This window comes from Kribbella antibiotica (assembly GCF_004349055.1).
GTDB lineage: Bacteria > Actinomycetota > Actinomycetes > Propionibacteriales > Kribbellaceae > Kribbella > Kribbella antibiotica.
Genome location: NZ_SMKX01000011.1, coordinates 18,843 through 37,204, shown reverse-complemented (window position 1 = coordinate 37,204; position 18,362 = coordinate 18,843). Strand labels below are relative to the sequence as shown.

At 66.6% G+C, this 18,362-nt stretch carries 19 protein-coding genes; 12 read left to right on the top strand and 7 right to left on the bottom strand.

Annotated elements, in window-relative coordinates; all coding sequences use genetic code 11:
- The first annotated feature begins 33 nt into the window (after positions 1-33).
- Positions 34-732, top strand: coding sequence for a DUF4328 domain-containing protein (locus tag E1263_RS06150; protein WP_132166184.1), 699 nt, complete (start codon positions 34-36; stop codon positions 730-732).
- On the opposite strand, the gene E1263_RS06145 is transcribed toward E1263_RS06150, so the two are convergent.
- Positions 677-2,698 (bottom strand): penicillin acylase family protein, encoded by a 2,022-nt coding sequence (locus E1263_RS06145; protein WP_238161093.1) that lies wholly within the window; start codon positions 2,696-2,698, stop codon positions 677-679. The genes E1263_RS06150 and E1263_RS06145 overlap by 56 nt on opposite strands.
- A 137-nt stretch (positions 2,699-2,835) precedes the next feature.
- Between E1263_RS06145 and E1263_RS06140 the strand changes: the two genes are divergently transcribed.
- The gene (locus tag E1263_RS06140; protein WP_132166182.1) at positions 2,836-3,549 is read left to right on the top strand and encodes a siderophore-interacting protein; all 714 of its coding nucleotides are present in this window, start codon (positions 2,836-2,838) and stop codon (positions 3,547-3,549) included.
- A 15-nt stretch (positions 3,550-3,564) separates the two neighbouring features.
- The gene (locus tag E1263_RS06135; protein ID WP_132166181.1) at positions 3,565-4,011 is read left to right on the top strand and encodes a GNAT family N-acetyltransferase; all 447 of its coding nucleotides are present in this window, start codon (positions 3,565-3,567) and stop codon (positions 4,009-4,011) included.
- Here E1263_RS06135 and E1263_RS42580 read toward each other — a convergent pair.
- Positions 4,008-4,178 carry a hypothetical protein gene (locus tag E1263_RS42580; RefSeq protein WP_165956501.1) on the bottom strand — a complete coding sequence of 57 codons (171 nt, stop codon included), beginning with the start codon at positions 4,176-4,178 and terminating at the stop codon, positions 4,008-4,010. The genes E1263_RS06135 and E1263_RS42580 overlap by 4 nt on opposite strands.
- A 27-nt stretch (positions 4,179-4,205) precedes the next feature.
- Positions 4,206-4,610 (bottom strand): VOC family protein, encoded by a 405-nt coding sequence (locus E1263_RS06130; RefSeq protein WP_132166180.1) that lies wholly within the window; start codon positions 4,608-4,610, stop codon positions 4,206-4,208.
- Positions 4,611-4,667: 57 nt separating this feature from the next.
- Here E1263_RS06130 and E1263_RS06125 point away from each other — a divergent pair, with 57 nt between their 5' ends.
- Together E1263_RS06125 and E1263_RS06120 are read left to right on the top strand one after the other, a co-directional pair.
- Positions 4,668-5,090: a MarR family winged helix-turn-helix transcriptional regulator gene (locus E1263_RS06125; RefSeq protein ID WP_132166179.1), complete on the top strand. Its 423-nt coding sequence runs from the start codon at positions 4,668-4,670 to the stop codon at positions 5,088-5,090.
- 65 nt (positions 5,091-5,155) lie between these two features.
- Positions 5,156-6,280 (top strand): glycoside hydrolase family 75 protein, encoded by a 1,125-nt coding sequence (locus E1263_RS06120; RefSeq protein WP_132166178.1) that lies wholly within the window; start codon positions 5,156-5,158, stop codon positions 6,278-6,280.
- A gap of 4 nt (positions 6,281-6,284) precedes the next feature.
- Here E1263_RS06120 and E1263_RS06115 read toward each other — a convergent pair whose 3' ends face one another.
- Positions 6,285-7,328, bottom strand: coding sequence for an aldo/keto reductase (locus tag E1263_RS06115; RefSeq protein ID WP_132166177.1), 1,044 nt, complete (start codon positions 7,326-7,328; stop codon positions 6,285-6,287).
- Positions 7,329-7,386: 58 nt separating this feature from the next.
- Between E1263_RS06115 and E1263_RS06110 the strand changes: the two genes are divergently transcribed.
- The gene (locus E1263_RS06110; RefSeq protein ID WP_132166176.1) at positions 7,387-8,418 is read left to right on the top strand and encodes an aminotransferase class V-fold PLP-dependent enzyme; all 1,032 of its coding nucleotides are present in this window, start codon (positions 7,387-7,389) and stop codon (positions 8,416-8,418) included.
- Positions 8,419-8,427: 9 nt separating this feature from the next.
- Positions 8,428-8,853 carry a MerR family transcriptional regulator gene (locus tag E1263_RS06105; protein ID WP_132166175.1) on the top strand — a complete coding sequence of 142 codons (426 nt, stop codon included), beginning with the start codon at positions 8,428-8,430 and terminating at the stop codon, positions 8,851-8,853.
- Here the strand turns inward: E1263_RS06105 and E1263_RS06100 are convergent.
- Positions 8,813-10,093 carry an FAD-dependent oxidoreductase gene (locus tag E1263_RS06100; protein WP_132166174.1) on the bottom strand — a complete coding sequence of 427 codons (1,281 nt, stop codon included), beginning with the start codon at positions 10,091-10,093 and terminating at the stop codon, positions 8,813-8,815. The two genes, E1263_RS06105 and E1263_RS06100, sit on opposite strands and share 41 nt — an antisense overlap.
- A gap of 142 nt (positions 10,094-10,235) precedes the next feature.
- Here E1263_RS06100 and E1263_RS06095 point away from each other — a divergent pair, with 142 nt between their 5' ends.
- The 5 genes from E1263_RS06095 to E1263_RS06075 are packed head-to-tail and all read left to right on the top strand — an operon-like array spanning position 10,236 to position 16,468.
- On the top strand, positions 10,236-10,730 hold the full coding sequence (locus E1263_RS06095; protein WP_132166173.1) for an NAD(P)H-dependent oxidoreductase subunit E: 495 nt from the start codon (positions 10,236-10,238) through the stop codon (positions 10,728-10,730).
- Positions 10,727-12,253, top strand: coding sequence for a formate dehydrogenase beta subunit (locus tag E1263_RS06090; protein ID WP_132166172.1), 1,527 nt, complete (start codon positions 10,727-10,729; stop codon positions 12,251-12,253). Before E1263_RS06095 ends, E1263_RS06090 begins: the two co-directional genes overlap by 4 nt.
- Positions 12,250-15,066 carry a formate dehydrogenase subunit alpha gene (gene fdhF, locus E1263_RS06085; protein ID WP_132166171.1) on the top strand — a complete coding sequence of 939 codons (2,817 nt, stop codon included), beginning with the start codon at positions 12,250-12,252 and terminating at the stop codon, positions 15,064-15,066. The genes E1263_RS06090 and fdhF overlap by 4 nt, the downstream gene beginning before the upstream one ends.
- Positions 15,063-15,275 carry a formate dehydrogenase subunit delta gene (locus E1263_RS06080; protein ID WP_132166170.1) on the top strand — a complete coding sequence of 71 codons (213 nt, stop codon included), beginning with the start codon at positions 15,063-15,065 and terminating at the stop codon, positions 15,273-15,275. Before fdhF ends, E1263_RS06080 begins: the two co-directional genes overlap by 4 nt.
- Positions 15,276-15,307: 32 nt before the next feature.
- Entirely contained in the window at positions 15,308-16,468 is a 1,161-nt protein-coding gene (locus E1263_RS06075; RefSeq protein WP_132166169.1) for a molybdopterin molybdotransferase MoeA, read from the top strand.
- Positions 16,469-16,659: 191 nt separating this feature from the next.
- Here E1263_RS06075 and E1263_RS43120 read toward each other — a convergent pair whose 3' ends face one another.
- Both E1263_RS43120 and E1263_RS42575 read right to left on the bottom strand, forming a co-directional pair.
- Positions 16,660-18,186: an N-acetylmuramoyl-L-alanine amidase gene (locus E1263_RS43120; RefSeq protein ID WP_202868736.1), complete on the bottom strand. Its 1,527-nt coding sequence runs from the start codon at positions 18,184-18,186 to the stop codon at positions 16,660-16,662.
- A complete protein-coding gene (locus tag E1263_RS42575; protein ID WP_165956500.1) occupies positions 18,186-18,332 on the bottom strand; it encodes a hypothetical protein in 147 nt (48 codons plus the stop codon). Before E1263_RS42575 ends, E1263_RS43120 begins: the two co-directional genes overlap by 1 nt.
- Positions 18,333-18,362 lie beyond the last annotated feature (30 nt).

Sequence of the window (18,362 nt, the reverse complement as noted above, 5' to 3'; positions counted from 1 at the left end):
TGGGACAGTTCTCGTAGGTGAAAGGGGACTGTCATGCAGCAGGCAACGCGAGGTCGGATGAAGGCGCCGCGGTTGCGGAACATCCGCGGTATTGGGCTGGCAGCTTCGTGGGCGATCGGTGCGTCGGCGGTGGCGGACCTCGGGAACGCGGTCATCGACTGGCGGCGGGCGGATCCTGATCCGGTGGAGCAGTTGAGCACGCTGGAGTGGGTGTCGGTGGGTTTGGTGGCGGCTTATCCGGTGGCGACGGTGCTGGCCGCGGTGTTGTTCATCGTGTGGCTGGTGCGCGCGCGGGAGAACTCGGAGTTCTTGTGCGACGCGAAGCACAAGTACTCGCGGTTGTGGTCGGGGCTCGGTTGGTTCGTGCCGGTGCTGGCGTTCTGGGTGCCGGGGCGGGTGGTGCAGAACGTTGCGACCGCGAGCGACCCACGGACCGCGGTCCGCAACTCGTGGATCGACAGCAGCCGGTACTCGATCGTCTCGGTCTGGTGGCTGTTCTGGATCGGGTCTTCGGTGTGCAACTACATGGCGTTGTACACGGAGGGGCAGATCAGCAGCAGGCCGAGCTACGGGGCGCCGACCTTCGGGACTCCTGGGGGCGTGGCGGTCTGGTCGACTCTCAGCGCGTTGAGCGGAGTTGTCGCAGCTGTCTTGGCGGTGCAGGTGATTCGGTCGATCAATCGGATGCAGAGTTCGCGGCCGGCGGTTGCTTGGTGGCATCAGCCGGAATGAGGTCGCCGCGGAGCCACAGCGGAAGTTGGTCGTGGTGATGGGCGTTGCCTTGGATGCCGGAGGCACCTAACGGGACTACCCAGGTGCTGGCGGAGCGGTCGGCGAGGTCCCAGGCGAAGCGGGCGGCGGAGGCGCGGATGCAGAGGTCGGCCAGGCCGGGCATGGGTGAGGTGGACCAGACGCAGTGGTGGTCGCCGGAGAGGGCCAGGTCGATCGGTTCTTCGGTGGGAGTGAAGAGCGGTGTGCGCAGCGGGTGTAGCGGCGTTAGCTGGTGGGTCTCGCCCCAGGGTTGGCGGGGCTTGGCCGCGGCGACGTCTTCGAGGGCACCCTGGATGAGTGGGATGACGTCCAGGTCGGCGGATTCGAGGAGGTTTTCGAGTGCGTAGGAGACGTGGGTGAGAGTGTCCAGGTACGGCGCGAAGATGTCGGGGCACTCGGGGTTTTCGAGGATGCTGAAGCGTTCGGTGAGCCGCGCGATGACGGCCTTACGGACGGCCGCGTACGTCGACGCCGTGGTGCTCGTCGCGTCCATGCGGCGGTCCCAGTCGACGAGTTCGGTGCGCAGGGCAACGGCTTCCGCGGACAGATCTGTGAGTTCGGGGAGTCGGTCGATGATGCGGTGGGCCGAGCCGAGGTAGGTGTCGGTGTGGATGGTTCGCATGTCGTCGATCGACCAGTCGGAGCGCTCGTGCAGGAGTTCGCGGATGCGGTTCACTCGGTGGGGAGCGGCGAACTCGACGCCGAGCGGGGTGGCGATTCCGCGGGCGTTGGCCATTGCCTCCGGGCCGTTGACGGTTGCCTTGGGCATTGGCTTCCAGCCGGTCCAGTCGAAGGCTGACTCCCAGGCCGGTACGACGCGAAGTCCGTTGGCCTGATGACGTTCCGGAACCACGCCCGCGACGCGGTGGAGGAGGCCGCCGTTGATATCGGCGGCGAAGACGACGTTGACCGGCTCGACCCAGTCTTCCAGGATGTCGTCGATATCTGCGGTACTGGTTGCCTGGAGCAACCGCGGCATCGCCTCGAACCCCAATCGGCGAAGGACTCGCGGCGGATAACGCAGGCTGAGTGTCTGACCGGCGTGATCCACGATGATCGGGCCGCGGTCGGTCTCGATCACCTCGATCGTGACCGGATCCGCTCCCGCGACCTCGATGACCTCAGTGTGGAACGACGCCGGCGCCCACCCGGACGGGCCGAGCGCTTCGATCGACGATCCGGTCCGCCGGAGTTGTTCGGCGTACAGGTCCTGGTAGTCGGCGGTGGCGTTGGTGATTGCCCACGCCACCTTCCCCGCATGGCCGAAATGGGCGATGCCGGGGATGCCCGGCACGGCCAGCCCCAGTACGTCGTACGACGGGCAGGCGAGCCGGATCTGCTGGTAGACGCCGGGGTGCTCGATGTAGCGATGTGGGTCGCCGGCGATGATCGCCTGGCCGGTTGCCGTGGCGGAGCCGGGGATCAGCCAGCCGTTGCTGCCGGATGTGTGTGGTCCCTCGGAAGTGAACAGCTGCAGGTACTCCTCGCCGAGCCGCTGCGCGACATGGGTGCGCCACAGCTTGCTCGGGAATCCGGCGAACAAGATGTGGACGGCGAGCCAGATCCCCAGCGGTGTCCACGGCTCCCACTTGCCGGGGGTCAGGCCGGTCGCTGCGAATTCGGGGGCCTCGGCCGATGGCAGGGCTGAGTTCACACCATCGACGTACGACGTCACCCAGGCACGGGTCTCGTCGTCGAGGGCGTCGAAGCACTGGCGAGCGGTGTCGGCGAGCCGGGCCTGGCGGGCGAAGGTGTCCCAGGGGAGCGCTTCCGGGCCGAGGAACGAGGCGGTTGTTCCGTTGAAGCGGTGCCGGGCGAGCTCGAGCTGCCAGGCCCGGTCGCGGGCGGTGGTTTCGCCTTGGAGGTGAACGAGGGCGAGTGGGTCACCGGCCTGCAGGTGGGGAACGCCATATGCGTCGCGGGTCACCTGAGGATTCACGCCGTGCCTCGCTTCAATTAGGGTAGCCTTAGTTATGCAGTTAACTTAGAAAATCTGGCTCGCTCATGCCCAACCTATGGACTGAACGAGACCGGCCGCAACGGCAATTCTGACGGAGGTACGGCGTGGGGCACGGGTGGGAAGGTGCGGTACTCAAGCTCTTCCGCGGGAAGGATTTCACCTTCACCGTGACGGGCGCGGAGCAGGTCGCCGCGCGGTATCGCCGGGTGCACTTCACCGACGGCGGGTTGCTGGCGGCGATCGGCGTCCATCCGACGATGTGGGTGCGGCTGTGGTTCGACAAGGCCGGTAAGCCGCATCAGCGCGCGTACACACTGGTCGATCCCGATGTCGAGAAGGGCACCTTCAGTATGGAGTTCGCGCTGCATGACGGCTGCGCGAGCGACTGGTCCCTCAAAGCTCAGCCTGGTGACACGATCGACGCGACCGTGCAGGGGACCGGCTTCGAGATCCCGGATCCGCTGCCGGAGCGGTTGCTGGTGATCGGTGCGCCGGCATCGTTGCCTGCGATCAACTCGCTGCTGGCGGTGACGCCGAAGGTGCCCGCGACGATCTGGTTCGAGACCACGCATGAGGTCGATCGCGACCTGCCGTTCCGGACCGACTCCGAGCGGCATGAGGTGCGCAATCTGTCGAGCCAGGAATTGGTCGATGCGGTCAAGAAGGAGCTGCCGGAATTCATTGGCGACCCGGCCGGCGCCTATGTGTGGATCGCCTGCGACACCAAGGCCACGCGCGCGCTCTCGTCGTACGTGGTCAAGGAGCTTGCGGTGCCCAGGCATCGCGTCAAAGCCCTTGGCTACTGGCGCGCTGCCTGAACTAACGTGGCGCGGGTGATCACCGCACTCGACCTGACCGACCGCGCGCTCGCCGAGCGGCTGCTGGCGATCCAGCACGCCGCGTACGCCGTCGAGGCCGAGCTGATCGGCTTCGACGGCATCCCGCCGTTGCAGGAGGACCTGGCCGGGCTCATGGCGTCCACCGAACATTGGCTCGGCCGGTACGACGGTCAAACCCTCGTCGGCGCGGTTGCCTACGAACTCGAACCCGGCGTGGTCGAGATCAGCCGCCTCATCGTCGACCCGGTCCACGCCCGTCGCGGGCACGGTCGGGCCCTGCTCGATCACCTGGACAAGCTGGAACCGCGGCCGGTCAGCCGCGTCTCGACCGGCAGCCTCAATGCCCCGGCCATGAACCTCTACGCGTCCCGCGGCTACCGCGTGCGGTCGCGTCTCGAGGTCGCGCCGGGCGTCGAGATCACCCAGTTCGAACGTTCTTAAGGGCGGCGCGGCGGGCTCGGCTGCGGGCCTTCGGAGACCTCGCCCGGGTGTTCCGGGGTGTCGACCTCGTGGTCGGCGACCTCGACATCCTCTGCGGCCAGCGCGGCCTCGACCTCCGAATCGAGTTCGTGGCCGGGTTTCGGTAGTCCAGGACGGTCGAAACTCATGGCGCTCTCCAGTCCATCGATGGAGCTTCAGTATGTCTGGAGTTCGAGCAATGTGCCGTTCGGAGCGCGAAGATGCGCCGTCCGAAGGTTCGGACCCCACTGCGGGCGATCCTGCGGAGCCGCGAGAACGGTCGCCCCGAGCTTCTCCAGTACGACGGTCCCCGCGTCGACGGAGTCCACCTTGAATACCAGCATCGAGCTGTCCTGAGTCTCCGCCTCGGCCGGGAGTCCCGCCGTACCGATGGTGTCGGCGACCAGATCGCGGCCGAACAGAACCAGCCCGGTCTGTCCTTCCAGATCCCAGTTCGCGTACTGCGCCTCGGGGATCACCTTCACCGGTTCGACGCCGAAGAGTTCGCGCAGTGCCTTCGTGTAGAAGTCGGCCGCCGCTGCAAAGTCGCGAACCAGCAAGCGCGGGTAGAGCGCATCCATCCTGCACCTCAATTAGTTGGAAATCACCAACGATTGGCTAAGGCCTACAATAACCCCATGATGCTGTCCGGTACGACGACTTTCGTGCTGCACAAGGTCGCGGTGGCGAGCCGGCGTGCAATCGCAGCCCGGCTGGCCGAGCGTCCGGGGCTGACCCTGTGGGAGTACGCCGCCCTCGCGGAGCTCGCCGATCAAGGGGCGGTGGCGCAGCATGTGCTGGCGACCGGGCTCGGCGTCGACACCAGCGACATGGTCCGGCTGATGGATGACCTGATCGACAAGGGGCTGGTCGCCAGAGATCGCGATCCGGCCGATCGTCGGCGGTACCGGATCGATCTGACGGCCAAGGGGCGCCGGGCGCTCAAGACTGCCCGGGCGGTGATCCAGGAGGTCGAGCAGACCACTTTGCAGCCGCTGACGGCCACTGAGCGGGCCATGCTGCTGGAACTGGTCGCGAAAGTCCACTCTGTCAATAACTAACCATTGTCGGTATCGTCCTCGGTGAAAACCTACATTTCCCCGGTTCCGCCCCACTGGAGGATGAGATGGTCCGACGTATTGTCATTGGTTTCGTGGCGTTGACAGTGGCCGGTCTGGCGCTGCTCGCGCCGACCCCGCAAGTGCAGGCCGATGAGCTCGCCGGGCCGACTGCGGCCCAGCTGAAAGCTCGCGCCGGCGGCTGCGAAACGCAGTTGTCGAACGGGAAGTACGCGCAGGACTCCGGCGGATCGCGCACGGTCGCGGTCTGCAAATCCGGCGACGCAGTGCACTGGACGGCCGACTTCGATGTCGACTGCGACGGTCAGCGCACCACACAGTGCAACGAGAACACCGACCCGTCGTTCCAGCCGAACACCTCGTGGAACCAGTCCGACGGTCGCCCTCTGAACGCGGCCGGTCTGCCGTTCATCGTCGTACCGCTGTCGAGCACGATCTGGAACTTCCGGAACGCTGGGATCAACGGTGCGACCATCGCCGCAGTGGTCTACCAGGACAAGGTCGCGTACGCCGTTGTCGGTGATCAGGGTCCGACCGGGATCATCGGCGAGGGCTCGTACAAACTGGCCCAGCAGCTCGGGATCAACCCGAACCCGTCATCCGGTGGCGTGTCCGGTGCGGTCGTGACGTACATCCTGTTCCCCGGGATTTCCGCCGTACCGATCGAGAACCAGACCGACGCCACCGCCAAGGGGCAGACGGCTGCAACCGCGTTCGTGAACAACACGCAGACGTGTGCATCGACCAACCTCGACCTCACCGCTTACCCAGCGCTGCAAGCGGGTTCGACCGGCGGCGCCGTACGGGCTGCGCAGTGTCTGCTCGGTGGGACCAACGAGCCCAGCGGCACCTACGACACCGCGACAACCGATGCAGTGAAGGCCTTCCAGACCCGAGTCGGCCTTCCCTCCGACGGCCTGATCGGCGCAAAGACCTGGACCGCGCTGCTCGCGGCCGGCGACCAGCCGACCATCCGCAACGGCTCCACCGGTACGGCGGTCAGTCGCCTGCAACGTTCCTTGACCGCAGCCCTCGGCCGGACGGTCATCATCGACGGCCAATTCGGCCCAGCCACCGAGACCGCCGCCGAGGACTACCAACGAACCCGAGCCCTCATCGTCGACGGAGTGGTCGGCCCAGTCACCTGGACCGCCCTCCAAGCCGGCAAATAGCCCCTCAGCGGTCGTCGAGCGGACGGCGGAGGGCGGTGGGAATCAGGGCAGGGTCGGGCCAGGCGCCGTTGGAGTCGTAGATGTTGGTGCCTGGCGGGACGATCTCGTCGATGCGGTCGAGGGTCGCATCGTCGAGGGTGCGGTCGACGGCCTTGAGAAGGCCGTCGAGCTGCTCCATCGTGCGCGGGCCGTTGATGACCGACGTGACCGCGGGGTGGGTGGTGACGAAGGCCAGGGCCAGTTCGGGCAGCGACAGGCCGTTGTCCTCGGCAACCTCGACCAGTTTCTCGACGGCGTCGTATTTCGCGGCGTTGACCGGCAGCGTCGGGTCGAAGCGGTGCGGGGCCAGGCTGGCTCGGCCCGTGGTGAGGTCGATCGGCTGGTCCTTGCGGAACTTGCCGGACAGGAATCCCCAGGCGAGCGGGCTCCAGGTCAGCACGCCCATGTTGAGTCGGCGAGCGGTCGGCAGCAGCGACCGCTCGATCCCGCGGCTGAGCATCGAGTACGGCGGTTGCTCGGTGCGGAACTTGCCGTACCCGCGGCGCTCCGACACGTGGTAAGCCTCGACGATCTGCTCGGCCGGGAAGGTCGACGTACCGAAGGCGCGGATCTTGCCCTGGCTGACCAGGTCGGTCAGCGCCCAGAGCGTCTCCTCGATCTCGGTCGTGTGGTCGGGCCGGTGGATCTGATAGAGGTCGATCCAGTCGGTGTCGAGGCGGCGCAGGCTGTTCTCGACCTCCTGGATGATCCAGCGACGCGAGTTGCCGCGCCGGTTGCGGGTGTTGTCGTCGTCCAGCGGGAAGTGCACCTTGGTCGCCAGTACGACGTCGTCGCGGCGGCCCTTCAAGGCCTTGCCGACGATCTCCTCGGACTCACCGGCGGAGTACATGTCCGCGGTGTCGACGAAGTTGATGCCCTGGTCCAGGGCGGCGTGGACGATCCGGATGCAGTCGTCGTGATCGGGGTTACCGACTGTGCCGAGCATCATCGTCCCGAGGGCCTGGATGCTGACTTCGATGCCGGTACCGCCAAGGGTTCTGTAGCGCATGGACCGAACGGTAAAAGCTAGAGCGTTGTCTAGGTCAAGTCCTCCGTAAGCTGGGAGCGTGGACTACAAAGAGCTGTGGAACCCTGAGCCGGGCTGGTTGAACACCGCGTCGTACGGACTGCCGCCGCGACCGGCCTGGGAGGCGTTGCAGGCTGCGCTGAGCGACTGGCGGGTGGGCGCGACCACCTGGGAGCCCTGGGACGGCTCGACCACCCGAGCGCGGGAGTCGTTCGCCCGCCTGCTCGGTGCCGACGCGGCGGACGTCTTCGTCGGCAGCACGGTTTCGGCCGCGCTCGCGCCGATTGCCGCCGCTTTGCCGGATGGTGCGAAGGTCCTGACCGACAGCGTGGAGTTCACCTCGAACGTCTTCCCGTGGAAGGTGCACGAGGACCGCGGTATCGAGGTGATCGCGGTCCCGGGCGCCGACCTGGTCGCGGCGATCCGGCCGGGGATCGACGTGGTCGCGGTCAGCGCGGTGCAGTCGGCGACCGGCGCCGTACTGGATCTTGCGGCGGTTGTTGCTGCTAGCAAGGAGATTGACGCGCTGGTGGTGATCGACGCCAGTCAGGGCATGGGCTGGCTTCCGCTGACTGTCGATGGTGTGGACGCGCTGGTCGTGCACACCTACAAATGGCTGATGTCGCCGCGCGGCGCAACGCTCGGTTACCTGTCGCGCCGCTTGCAGGAGCGCTGCCGCCCCTCGGCCGCGGGCTGGTACGCCGCTGAGGACCTGCATGCGTCGTATTACGGCGACCGGATGGAGCTGGCCGCGGGTGCCCGCCGCTTCGACCAGTCGCCCTCGTGGTTCTGCTTCGTCGGTGCGGCTCCCGCGCTCGAGTTGGTCGAGCAGATCGGCGTCGAGACGATCAACAAGCACAACCTCGAGCTGGCCAACGAGTTCCGCGACGGGCTCGGGTTGCCGCCGTCGAACTCGGCGATCGTGAGCGTGCAGCGGCCTGGTGCCGAGGCCGCGTTCGCTGCGGCCGGCATCCGGGCGGCGGTTCGCGACGGCAAGCTGCGGGCGTCGTTCCACGTCTACTCCACCCGCGACGACGTCCATCAGGCGCTGACTGCTCTCAAGGCGACGTAGTCTCGAAACATGGGGCTGAGCATTGGGCAGGTGGCGGAGCGGACCGGGCTGAGCGTGCACGCGCTGCGGTTCTACGAGCGCGAAGGGCTACTGGCCGATCAGGTACGGCGGGAGTCCAACGGCCGACGGGTTTATTCGGAGGACGACGTCGGCTGGCTGGCCATGTGCATCAAGTTCCGCTCGTCGGGGATGCCGCTGGACACCATCCGGCAGTACACCGAACTGGTCCGCAAGGGCGCTGGCAACGAGGCCGACCGGTTGGCCCTGCTGCGCAGTCACCAGGAGCACATCGCCGCGCAGATCGAGGAGCTGCAGGAGGCCATGCGGGTCATCACCCACAAGGTGACGATCTATGAGGAGCACGTGGCCGCCGGCACCGCCAGCTGCCTGTGGACTACCCCGAACGAAGAACCCGGAAAAGAGTTGTCGGCTTGAGCAAGGACGGCGGCGCGGCGAGCAGATTGGCGACCTCCAGGAAAGCCCGGCCGACCACGACATCGGTTGTCGCTGCTTTGTTCAGCCGGCTCAGGTAGCGGACGAGCAGGCGGGAGGCCAGCGGCTGCTTGTCCGCGGTGGTGTCGAAGCGCCGGTCGTTGGAGGTGGACATGACCCAGGCGGTGTCGACGATCTTGGCCATGCCGGAGAAATAGCGGCGGGTCAGCTGGGCGTCGCCGTTCTCGAGGACCTCGGCCAGGTGCTCGGCGGCGAGGGCGGCGATCGTCATCCCCTGGCCGTACGCCGGGTTGAAGCAGACGAGCGAGTCGCCGGCCGCGATGAAGCCCTCGGGAAGCCGACGGGCCTTCTCGTACCGGCGTCGGACGCTCGGGCCGATCCGGTAGCGGACGGGCTCGGTCAGCGGTTCGGCCCGCGTGATCAACCGATGCAGTTCGGGGCCGTCGAGCTGGGCCGCGAAGTCCTCGAAGACGCCGGGCTCGGCAGGCGGTGGGTTGTTCTCCATGCCGACCAGCGTTACCAGCCAGCGGTCGCCGTCGTTCGCGCCGGCTCCGCAGCCGACCGGGTTCTCCGGATAGTGGCCGGAGATCACGCCGAGGAAGTCCGCATCGCCCTGCACCCGGCGGTACTCCCGTGACGTGTAGACGATTCCGGCCCGAACCTCGTCCACCGGGGCAGCGTCGTACCCGAGCTCGCGCAGCCAGGTCGGTCCGCGGTTGCTCCTCCCGGTCGCGTCGACGACGAGATTCGCATCGAGGCGCTCACCATTGATCCGTACGCCGGTCAGTCGGCCGCTCTCCGCGGTCAGCCCGTCGACCGCCGTACCGGGTCGGGTGATGATGTTCGGTACCTCGGCCACCTTCGCCCGCAGCACCGACTCGATCAGCGGCCGGCCGGCGAGTAGTCCGGTCAGGTTCGACGGAGCGCGTTTGAGCAGGCGGCCCTCGTTGTACAAGAGGACGTCGTTGTGCTGGTCGTTCTCCAGCGCACCTCGCCCGATCAGCTCGTCCCGAAACCCGGGCACCAGCCGCTCGATCGTCTGATGGCCGCGCGCGAGTAGACCGTGCGCGTGCCGACTCTGCGGCACACCTTTCCGGTGTACGGCGTCCAGTGGCAGCTCATCCCGGTCGAGGACGACAACCTCGTCGTACCAGCCACTGAGCACCTTCGCCGTCAGCAGTCCCGCCACACTTCCGCCCGCGATCACAGCCCTCGTCCCCATGCGTTCCAGCCTGGGACGCCGGCTGGGGAATTGCCCGCGCCTTCGGGCAGATCTGGGGGCAGGGCGAGTTGATAGGCGCTGGCTATCACGTCATAGGCAGCATTGCTTTGACCACGCTCCCGGAGTACTGGATGTTGTATACATGACGAGTGAGGTCGTGGCTGCTTCCTCTGTTCCGGCTCCTGGGCGTGCAGTGCGCGTGCGGGAGATTGCTACTGAGCTGCGGGGGCTCCGGGGGTCGTTGATCCCAATACTTCATGCGGTCCAGGAGGAGCTCGGGTACGTCGACCAGCCCGACGTACCGGTGATTGCCGACGTACTGAATCTGTCGGTGGCCGAGGTGCACGGCGTGGTTACGTTCTACAAGGACTTCCGCCGTACGCCGGCTGGGCGGACGGTGGTCGCGATCTGTCAGGCGGAGGCGTGCCGGTCAGTTGGCGCGGTCGAGCTGGCTGAGCATGCGAAGCGGCGTGTCGGCTGTGGGTTCGGCGAGACGACGTACGACGGTCGGATCACGCTGGACGAGGTGTATTGCTTCGGCAACTGTGCCCTCGGGCCAGCGGTGCAGGTCGGAGAGCGACTGCATGGCCGAGTGACGGCCGCTCGGCTCGATGCGCTGCTGGGAGACGCGCGATGACCCGGGTGTTTGTGCCGCGCGACTCAGCGGCTCGGTCGGTCGGAGCGGATGAGGTTGCCGAACGCCTTGCCGTATTGGCACCTGAGGTCGAGGTCGTGCGGAACGGTTCTCGCGGGATGTTGTGGCTCGAGCCGCTCGTCGAGATCGAGACGCCCGCTGGGCGGATCGGGTACGGGCCGGTTGCTCCCGAGGACATCGACGGGCTGGTCGCGGGCGGGATGCTTGCGGGCGCGCGGGATCTCGCCGCCTGCCTGGGCTCGGTCGAGGCGTTGCCGTGGATGCGGCAACAGCAGCGGCTCACGTTCGCCCGGGTCGGGGTGACCGATCCACTCTCCGTCGACGACTACACGTCGTACGGCGGATTGCGGGGTCTGCGTCAGGCGTTGGCGCAGACCCCAGCAGAGGTTGTGGAGACCGTGGTCGAGTCCGGTCTCCGCGGTCGTGGTGGGGCCGGCTTCCCGACCGGCATCAAGTGGCGGACGGTGCTCGGCGCCTCTGCGGACCTGAAGTTCGTGTGCTGCAACGCGGATGAGGGTGACTCGGGGACCTTCGCGGACCGGATGCTGATCGAGGGCGACCCGTTCACGCTGATCGAGGGAATGACGATCGCGGCGTACGCCGTGGGGGCGTCGGAAGGGTATGTCTACCTGCGCTCCGAATACCCCGATGCGGTGGCGACGCTCAGGGCCGCGATCGAACTCGCCCGGACCGAGGGGTGGCTGGGGGACGATGTCCTCGGCTCCGGCTCCGGGTTCGTCTTCGATCTGCAGGTCCGGGTCGGCGCTGGTGCGTACATCTGCGGTGAAGAGACCTCGATGCTGGAAAGCCTCGAGGGGAAGCGTGGAATGGTTCGCGCCAAGCCTCCGATCCCTGCTCTGCAGGGGCTTTTCGGACTGCCGACTGTGGTGAACAACGTGTTGTCGTTGGCAACGGTTCCGACGATTCTGGCCAATGGTGCGGAAGCCTATGCGTCGTACGGGGTTGGGCGTTCGCTGGGGACTTCGGTCTTCCAGCTGGGCGGCAACGTCGCTCGCGGCGGGATCGTCGAGACGGCTTTCGGGATCACGCTCGGAGAGTTGGTGAACGACTTCGGCGGCGGTACGTCGTCCGGTCGCCCGATTCGCGCCGTACAGGTGGGTGGGCCGCTGGGGGCGTACTTACCGACCGAGCAGTTCGACCTGCCGATGGATTACGAGGCGTTCGCGGCGGCCGGTGCGATGGTCGGGCACGGCGGGATCGTGGTCTTCGACGAGACCGTGAACATGGCCGCGATGGCTCGTTTCGCCTTCGAGTTCTGCGCCGCCGAATCGTGTGGGAAGTGCACGCCCTGCCGGGTCGGCGCGGTCCGCGGCGTCGAGACGATCGACCGAATAGTTGCCGGTGACAACCGGGAGAAAAACCTTGTCGTGCTTGGCGATCTGTGCGACCTGATGACCGACGGCTCGCTCTGCGCGATGGGTGGGCTCACGCCGCTGCCGGTGCGCAGCGCCGTCCGCCACTTCGGAAAGGACTTCGGCTCATGAGCTTGCTCAAGGAACCAGACTTCGGTACGCCGGCCCGGGCCGGCGAGGCGACTGTCGAGCTGCTGGTGGACGGGGTCGCCGTACTGGTGCCACCCGGTACGTCGGTGATGCGGGCGGCCAAGGAAGCGGGGATCGACGTACCGAAGTTGTGTGCGACGGACAACTTGGAAGCGTTTGGGTCATGCCGGTTGTGTGTCGTGGAGATCGACGGGATGCGCGGTACGCCGGCCTCCTGTACGACGCCGGTCGCGCCAGGGATGGTGGTGCGGACGCAGAACGAGAAGCTCGGCAAGTTGCGTCGTGGCGTGATGGAGCTCTACATCTCTGATCACCCGCTCGATTGTTTGACGTGTTCGGCCAATGGCGACTGCGAATTGCAGGACATGGCCGGCGTCACGGGGTTGCGCGAAGTCCGCTACGGCTCTGGGGTCGACGCGGGCGCGAACCACATGGCGCTGCCGACCGATTCTTCCAACCCGTACTTCGATTTCGAGGCGTCGAAATGTATTGCGTGCTCGCGATGTGTGCGGGCCTGCGATGAGGTGCAGGGCACGCTGGCGTTGACGATTGAGGGTCGCGGATTCGATTCGAAGGTCGCGGCCGGGGCCGGGGGATCGTTCTTCGAATCCGACTGTGTGTCGTGTGGTGCGTGTGTGCAGGCGTGCCCGACGGCGACGCTGCAGGAGAAGTCCGTCATTGAGCTGGGGATGCCGACGCGGTCGGTGATCACCACCTGTGCGTATTGCGGGGTCGGGTGCTCGTTCAAGGCTGAGTTGCGCGGTGATGAGCTGGTGCGGATGGTGCCGTACAAGAACGGCGGCGCCAACGAAGGGCACTCGTGTGTGAAGGGCCGGTTCGCGTTTGGGTACGCGAGTCACCCGGATCGGGTGCTGGAGCCGATGGTTCGGGATTCGATCGAGGACGAGTGGCGGAAGGTCTCGTGGGAAGAGGCGATCGGCTTTACTGCCAGACGATTGCGGGAGATTCAGGCCGAGTACGGGCCAGGGTCGATCGGTGCGATCACCTCGTCGCGGACGACCAACGAAGAGGTTTATACCGTTCAGAAGCTGGTCCGGGCGGTGTTCGGCAACAACAACGTAGACACGTGTGCTCGGGTTTGCCACTCGCCGACTGGCTATGGTCTGAAGCAGACGTTCGGTGAGTCTGCCGGGACGCAGGACTTCAAGTCGGTTGACGAAGCCGATGTGATCCTGGTGATCGGGGCGAATCCGACCGATGCGCACCCGGTGTTCGGATCGCGGATGAAGAAGCGAATTCGCCAGGGTGCGCGGTTGATCGTGATCGATCCGCGGAAGACGGACCTGGTGCGGTCGCCGCATATCGAGGCTGCGCATCACCTTTCGCTTGCTCCCGGCACCAATGTCGCGATGATCAACGCGATGGCGCATGTCGTGGTGACCGAGGGATTGGTCGACCGGACGTTCGTGGCTTCTCGATGCGAGGAATTCGAGGCGTGGGAGACCTTCATCGCGGATCCCGTGCACAGCCCGGAGGCGGTGGCCGGGACTACCGGCGTACCGGCCTCCGAAGTACGGGCCGCCGCACGCCTGTATGCGACCGGCGGGAATGGCGCGATCTATTACGGGCTTGGGGTTACGGAGCACAGCCAGGGCTCGACGATGGTGATGGGGATGGCCAACCTCGCGATGGCGACCGGAAACATCGGTCGGCGAGGGGTCGGCGTGAATCCCTTGCGGGGGCAGAACAATGTGCAGGGTTCCTGCGACATGGGGTCGTTCCCGCATGAGTTGCCGGGGTATCGGCATGTGTCGGACGACGGTGTGCGCGAGGTGTACGAGAAGCTCTGGGGTACGCCGCTGCTGAACGAGCCAGGGCTCCGGATCCCGAATATGTTCGACGCCGCGATCGACGGGTCGTTCAAGGCGTTGTTCGTGCAGGGCGAGGACATTGCGCAGTCGGATCCGAATACCCAGCACGTGTTCGCGGCGTTGGGCGCGTTGGATCTGCTGGTGGTGCAGGACCTGTTTGTGAACGAGACAGCCAAGTTCGCGCACGTGTTGCTGCCGGGGACCTCGTTCCTGGAGAAGGACGGGACCTTCACCAACGCGGAGCGGCGGATCAACCGGGTGCGTCCGGTGATGGCGCCGCAGACCGGGAAGCAGGAGTGGGAGATCGTCTGCGAGATCGCGCAGGCGATGGGGTATCCGATGCACTACAACTCAGCAGCCGAGATCATGGCCGAAATCGCTTTGACCACACCGACCTTTATGGGAGTCTCCTTCGAGCGGTTGGACCGGGTCGGTTCGATCCAATGGCCGTGCAATCTCGAGCACCCGGACGGTACGCCGATCATGCACTCGGAGACGTTTACTCGTGGCAAGGGGCGGTTCATGGAGACCGTCTACGTTCCGACGTCCGAGCGGTCGACGCGGAAATACCCGCTGATTCTGACGACCGGGCGGATCCTGTCGCAATACAACGTCGGCGCGCAGACCCGTCGTACGGCGAACGTTGCTTGGCACTCGGAAGACATTCTCGAACTGCACCCGCACGATGCGGAAGTTCGTGGCATCGAGAACGACGACACCGTTGCGTTGTCGAGTCGAGTGGGCCGAACCACCCTGCGGGCAAGGCTTTCGGACCGCATGCCGGTGGGTGTTTGCTACACGACCTTCCACCACCCGATCACGGGCGCCAACGTGATCACCACCGACAACTCCGACTGGGCGACCAATTGTCCCGAATACAAAGTGACCGCCGTACAGGTGGATCTGGTGCCGACGTCGGTGGCTGAGGCCCGCGAGCCGGCGGTTGTCGGTGATGCCCGATGAGCGGCACCCTCCCGCCGTACGTGCGCCTGGCCAACGAGATCGCGGCGCAATTCGCCCACCGTCCCACCGCCGACGCAGCCACCGCCATCGCCAACCACCTCCGCGTGACCTGGGACCCCCGGATGAAGCAGGCCCTCATCGCCCACGCGGCAACCGGCGCCGACGACCTAGCTCCCGCCGCAGCACTAGCCGCCCAACAACTCCAGTGACCCAACCGAACGACGCTCCGCACCGGGAGCAAATGTCATGGGACTCGGCGCGATTGCTGGCACATGTGGTCGGTCGACCGCGGGCCGCCGTCTCTCGTGCGCTGGAGGATGCGGTGGGGTGTGTGTTGGCTGGGCCGTTGGTGTCGCCGGGCGCGGTGCCGCCGGTGGATCGGTCAGCGATGGACGGGTACGCCGTGTGCGGCGGCGGGCCGTGGCGGGTCGTCGGGCATGTGGGTGTTGAGTGTGCCGCGCCGCTTGACCTGTCGGCCGGGCAGGCCTGCAGCATCACGACCGGAGCCGCAGTGCCAGCCGGTACGACGAGTGTGCTGCGCGACGAGGATGTCGCGCTGGACGGTGAGTGGGTCTGCGGCCCGAGTGAGGTTGGGCGGCACATCAGACGAGCCGGCGAAGAGTGCCAAGCAGGTGAGGTCGTCCTGCCCGCCGGAGTCGTCGTGGACGGCCCAGTCCTCGGCCTAGCAGCCTCCCTCGGCCTCAACCGCCTTATCGTCATCCCGCAACCAGTAGTAGCCGTCCTCATCACCGGCGACGAGCTGGTCCACCAGGGCCCCTCCGCTCCAGGCCGTGTCCGCGATGCCCTCGGCCCTATGCTCCCCAACCTCATCACCCGAGCCGGCGCGGGTGTTGGTCCAATCCACCACCTCCCAGACACTCACGCAGCCCTCCTAGCAGCCATCAAGTCGTCCGATGCTGATGTGGTTCTGGTGTCCGGCTCATCTGCATCGGGTCCTGCGGATCACCTGAGGGCGGTGTTGCGGGAGATGGGGGCGGAACTCGTGGTGGACGGAGTGGCTTGTCGGCCGGGGCATCCGCAGGCGTTGGCGCGGCTGGCCGACGGGCGGTTGGTGATCGGACTGCCGGGAAACCCATTAGCGGCGTTGACCGCGTTTCTGACGTTGGGCGTGGCGGCGATTGCCGGGCTCAGGGGCCTGACGCTGCCCGACTTGCCAGTGGGCGCTATCCCCGGTGGGGTCGCGTGTCACCCGCACAGCACTCGGCTGGTGCCCGTCCGCGTGACGGCGCAGGGCGTCGTACCGGTGGGGCACGGCGGGTCCGCGATGTTGCGGGGCGCCGCAGGAGCTGACGCGCTCGCGGTGGTCGAGCCGGGACCAGCCGAGGCCGTCGCGGCTCGGCTGTTGCCGTTGGACCCCGGCACACGACCGTGGGCCAGCTGATCACACGGCCGCCGGTGATCCGGATCGCGCCGAACGGCGACCGCCCGAGCCCGGTATTTGGTGGGTCAGCCCATCGCGATGTGGGTGGGCCAACCGCATGCAGTGGGCCCACCCACACTCCGATGGGTCAGCCCACCAAATGGGGGTCCAGCGGGCCCACCAAATGGGGTGGGCGGGTCCATCAGGTGGGGTTACGAGCTGGCGGCGAGGGAGCCGCCCCAGTTGTCGTTGGCTTGCTGGGCGGTGGCGTCGATGAAGAAGCGGTGTTCCAGGGAACCGTTGGCGATGCGGTAGAAGGCGTGGTGGGCATCGCTGGTCGAGAGGCCGATGGGGTCGTCGGTGACGACGCCGACGGCACCCCAGTTGTCGGACTCCGGCGGATCGATGGTGGGGGACCAGTAGAAGTGAACGAGGTCGCCGTTCTCCTTGCGGGCAACGACGTGCTGCTGGTCCTTGTGGGTGAACGCATGCGGGTTTCCGACGAACGGGCCGCCGGTCCACACGTCACCGATGATCGTGCCTGAGCCGTCGTCGAAGCGGTGCTGGAGTTGACCGTCGGCGTTGCGGAAGAAGACATGCGCCTGTACGCCGTTGCTGAAACCGGTCACATCCGACGTGACACCGGAGGTGATTCCCCAGTTGTCGAAGGCCGGGTTCCCGCCCGGAGCCCATGACCAGTGCTTCAGTTCGCCGTTCGGGCCGCGACCGAAGATGTGCTGTTGATCCTTGTGCACAAAGGCATGTGGGTTACCCACGAGCACCCCACCCGCCCAGACACCCGTGGTGATCTGGTCGGTGCCCTGATCCCAGAACTTGTGCTCCAGGTTCCCGTCCGGGTTGCGGTAGAACAGGTGTTGCTGGTTCTTGTACGCGAACCCCGTCGGGTTCGACAACACGCGACCCGTCGTACCCCAGTTGTCGAGCACCGGCGCAGCAGTCCCCGCCTGCCACCAGTGCCGCACGGTGTTGTCCTTGCCGCGGGCAAACACATGCTGCTGCCCGTTGTGCACGAAACCAAAAGGCTTCCCCGCCAGATTGCTCGAACCCCAGTCCTGGATGACCTTGTCGGTCCCCGGCGACCACATCAGGCTGAGCAGGTTCCCGCCAGTGCCGACCGCGGCAACACGCTGCTGGTCCTGATACCGGTACGCCTGACCACCCGCGCCGCCGCCACCAGCGAGCAGCGCAGCGATCTCTGCGCGCAATGCGTCCAGGTCGATGAACGACGGGTCGATCTTGCCCGTCGTACTGGTCTCCCGGTGACCGCGGACGTAGCTGGCGTCGCGACCAAGCTGCTTCAGTACGGCGACAGTCGCCTTCACGGAGGCGTCGTACTGGGCCGCTGTCATGTGCTGATTGACGCCGTCGTAGTCGATCTCCCAGCCGACGAGCATCGTGTTGCCGTCACCGGCCGGAATCGGACCGCTGGCCCGGGCCGCGCCCGCGTGGTTCGCGCGGTTGGCGGAGATGATGTGGAACACGCCGTTGTAGTCGACCAGCGCGTGGCACAGCGGACCTTGCAGGTCAGAGCGGCCGTTGATGCAGATGCCCAGCGCGGGATGAGGGTTGGTCGCGCTCGAGCGGGCCGCGGTGTGGTGCCAGAGCACGCCGATCGGGTTGAACGACCCGGACACACCCCGGGCCTTCCAGTTGCCTTCCTCGACGACCTGAACGCCGGCCGCCCGCAGTACGTCGGCCAGCCAGGGGATGCTCGCCATCAGCCGGCCGCAATCAGGTCAGCGACGCACTCAGGTGCCTTCTTCAGCGCCTGCGCGGGCGCGGCCGGGAGCGCGAAGCGCGCGGCGATCGCAACGGCCGGAATGCTGAGGAGAACACGGCGACGGGAAAACCGGGGCGGGGTCATAGTTCCTCCAACGATGAAGATCGATGGAGC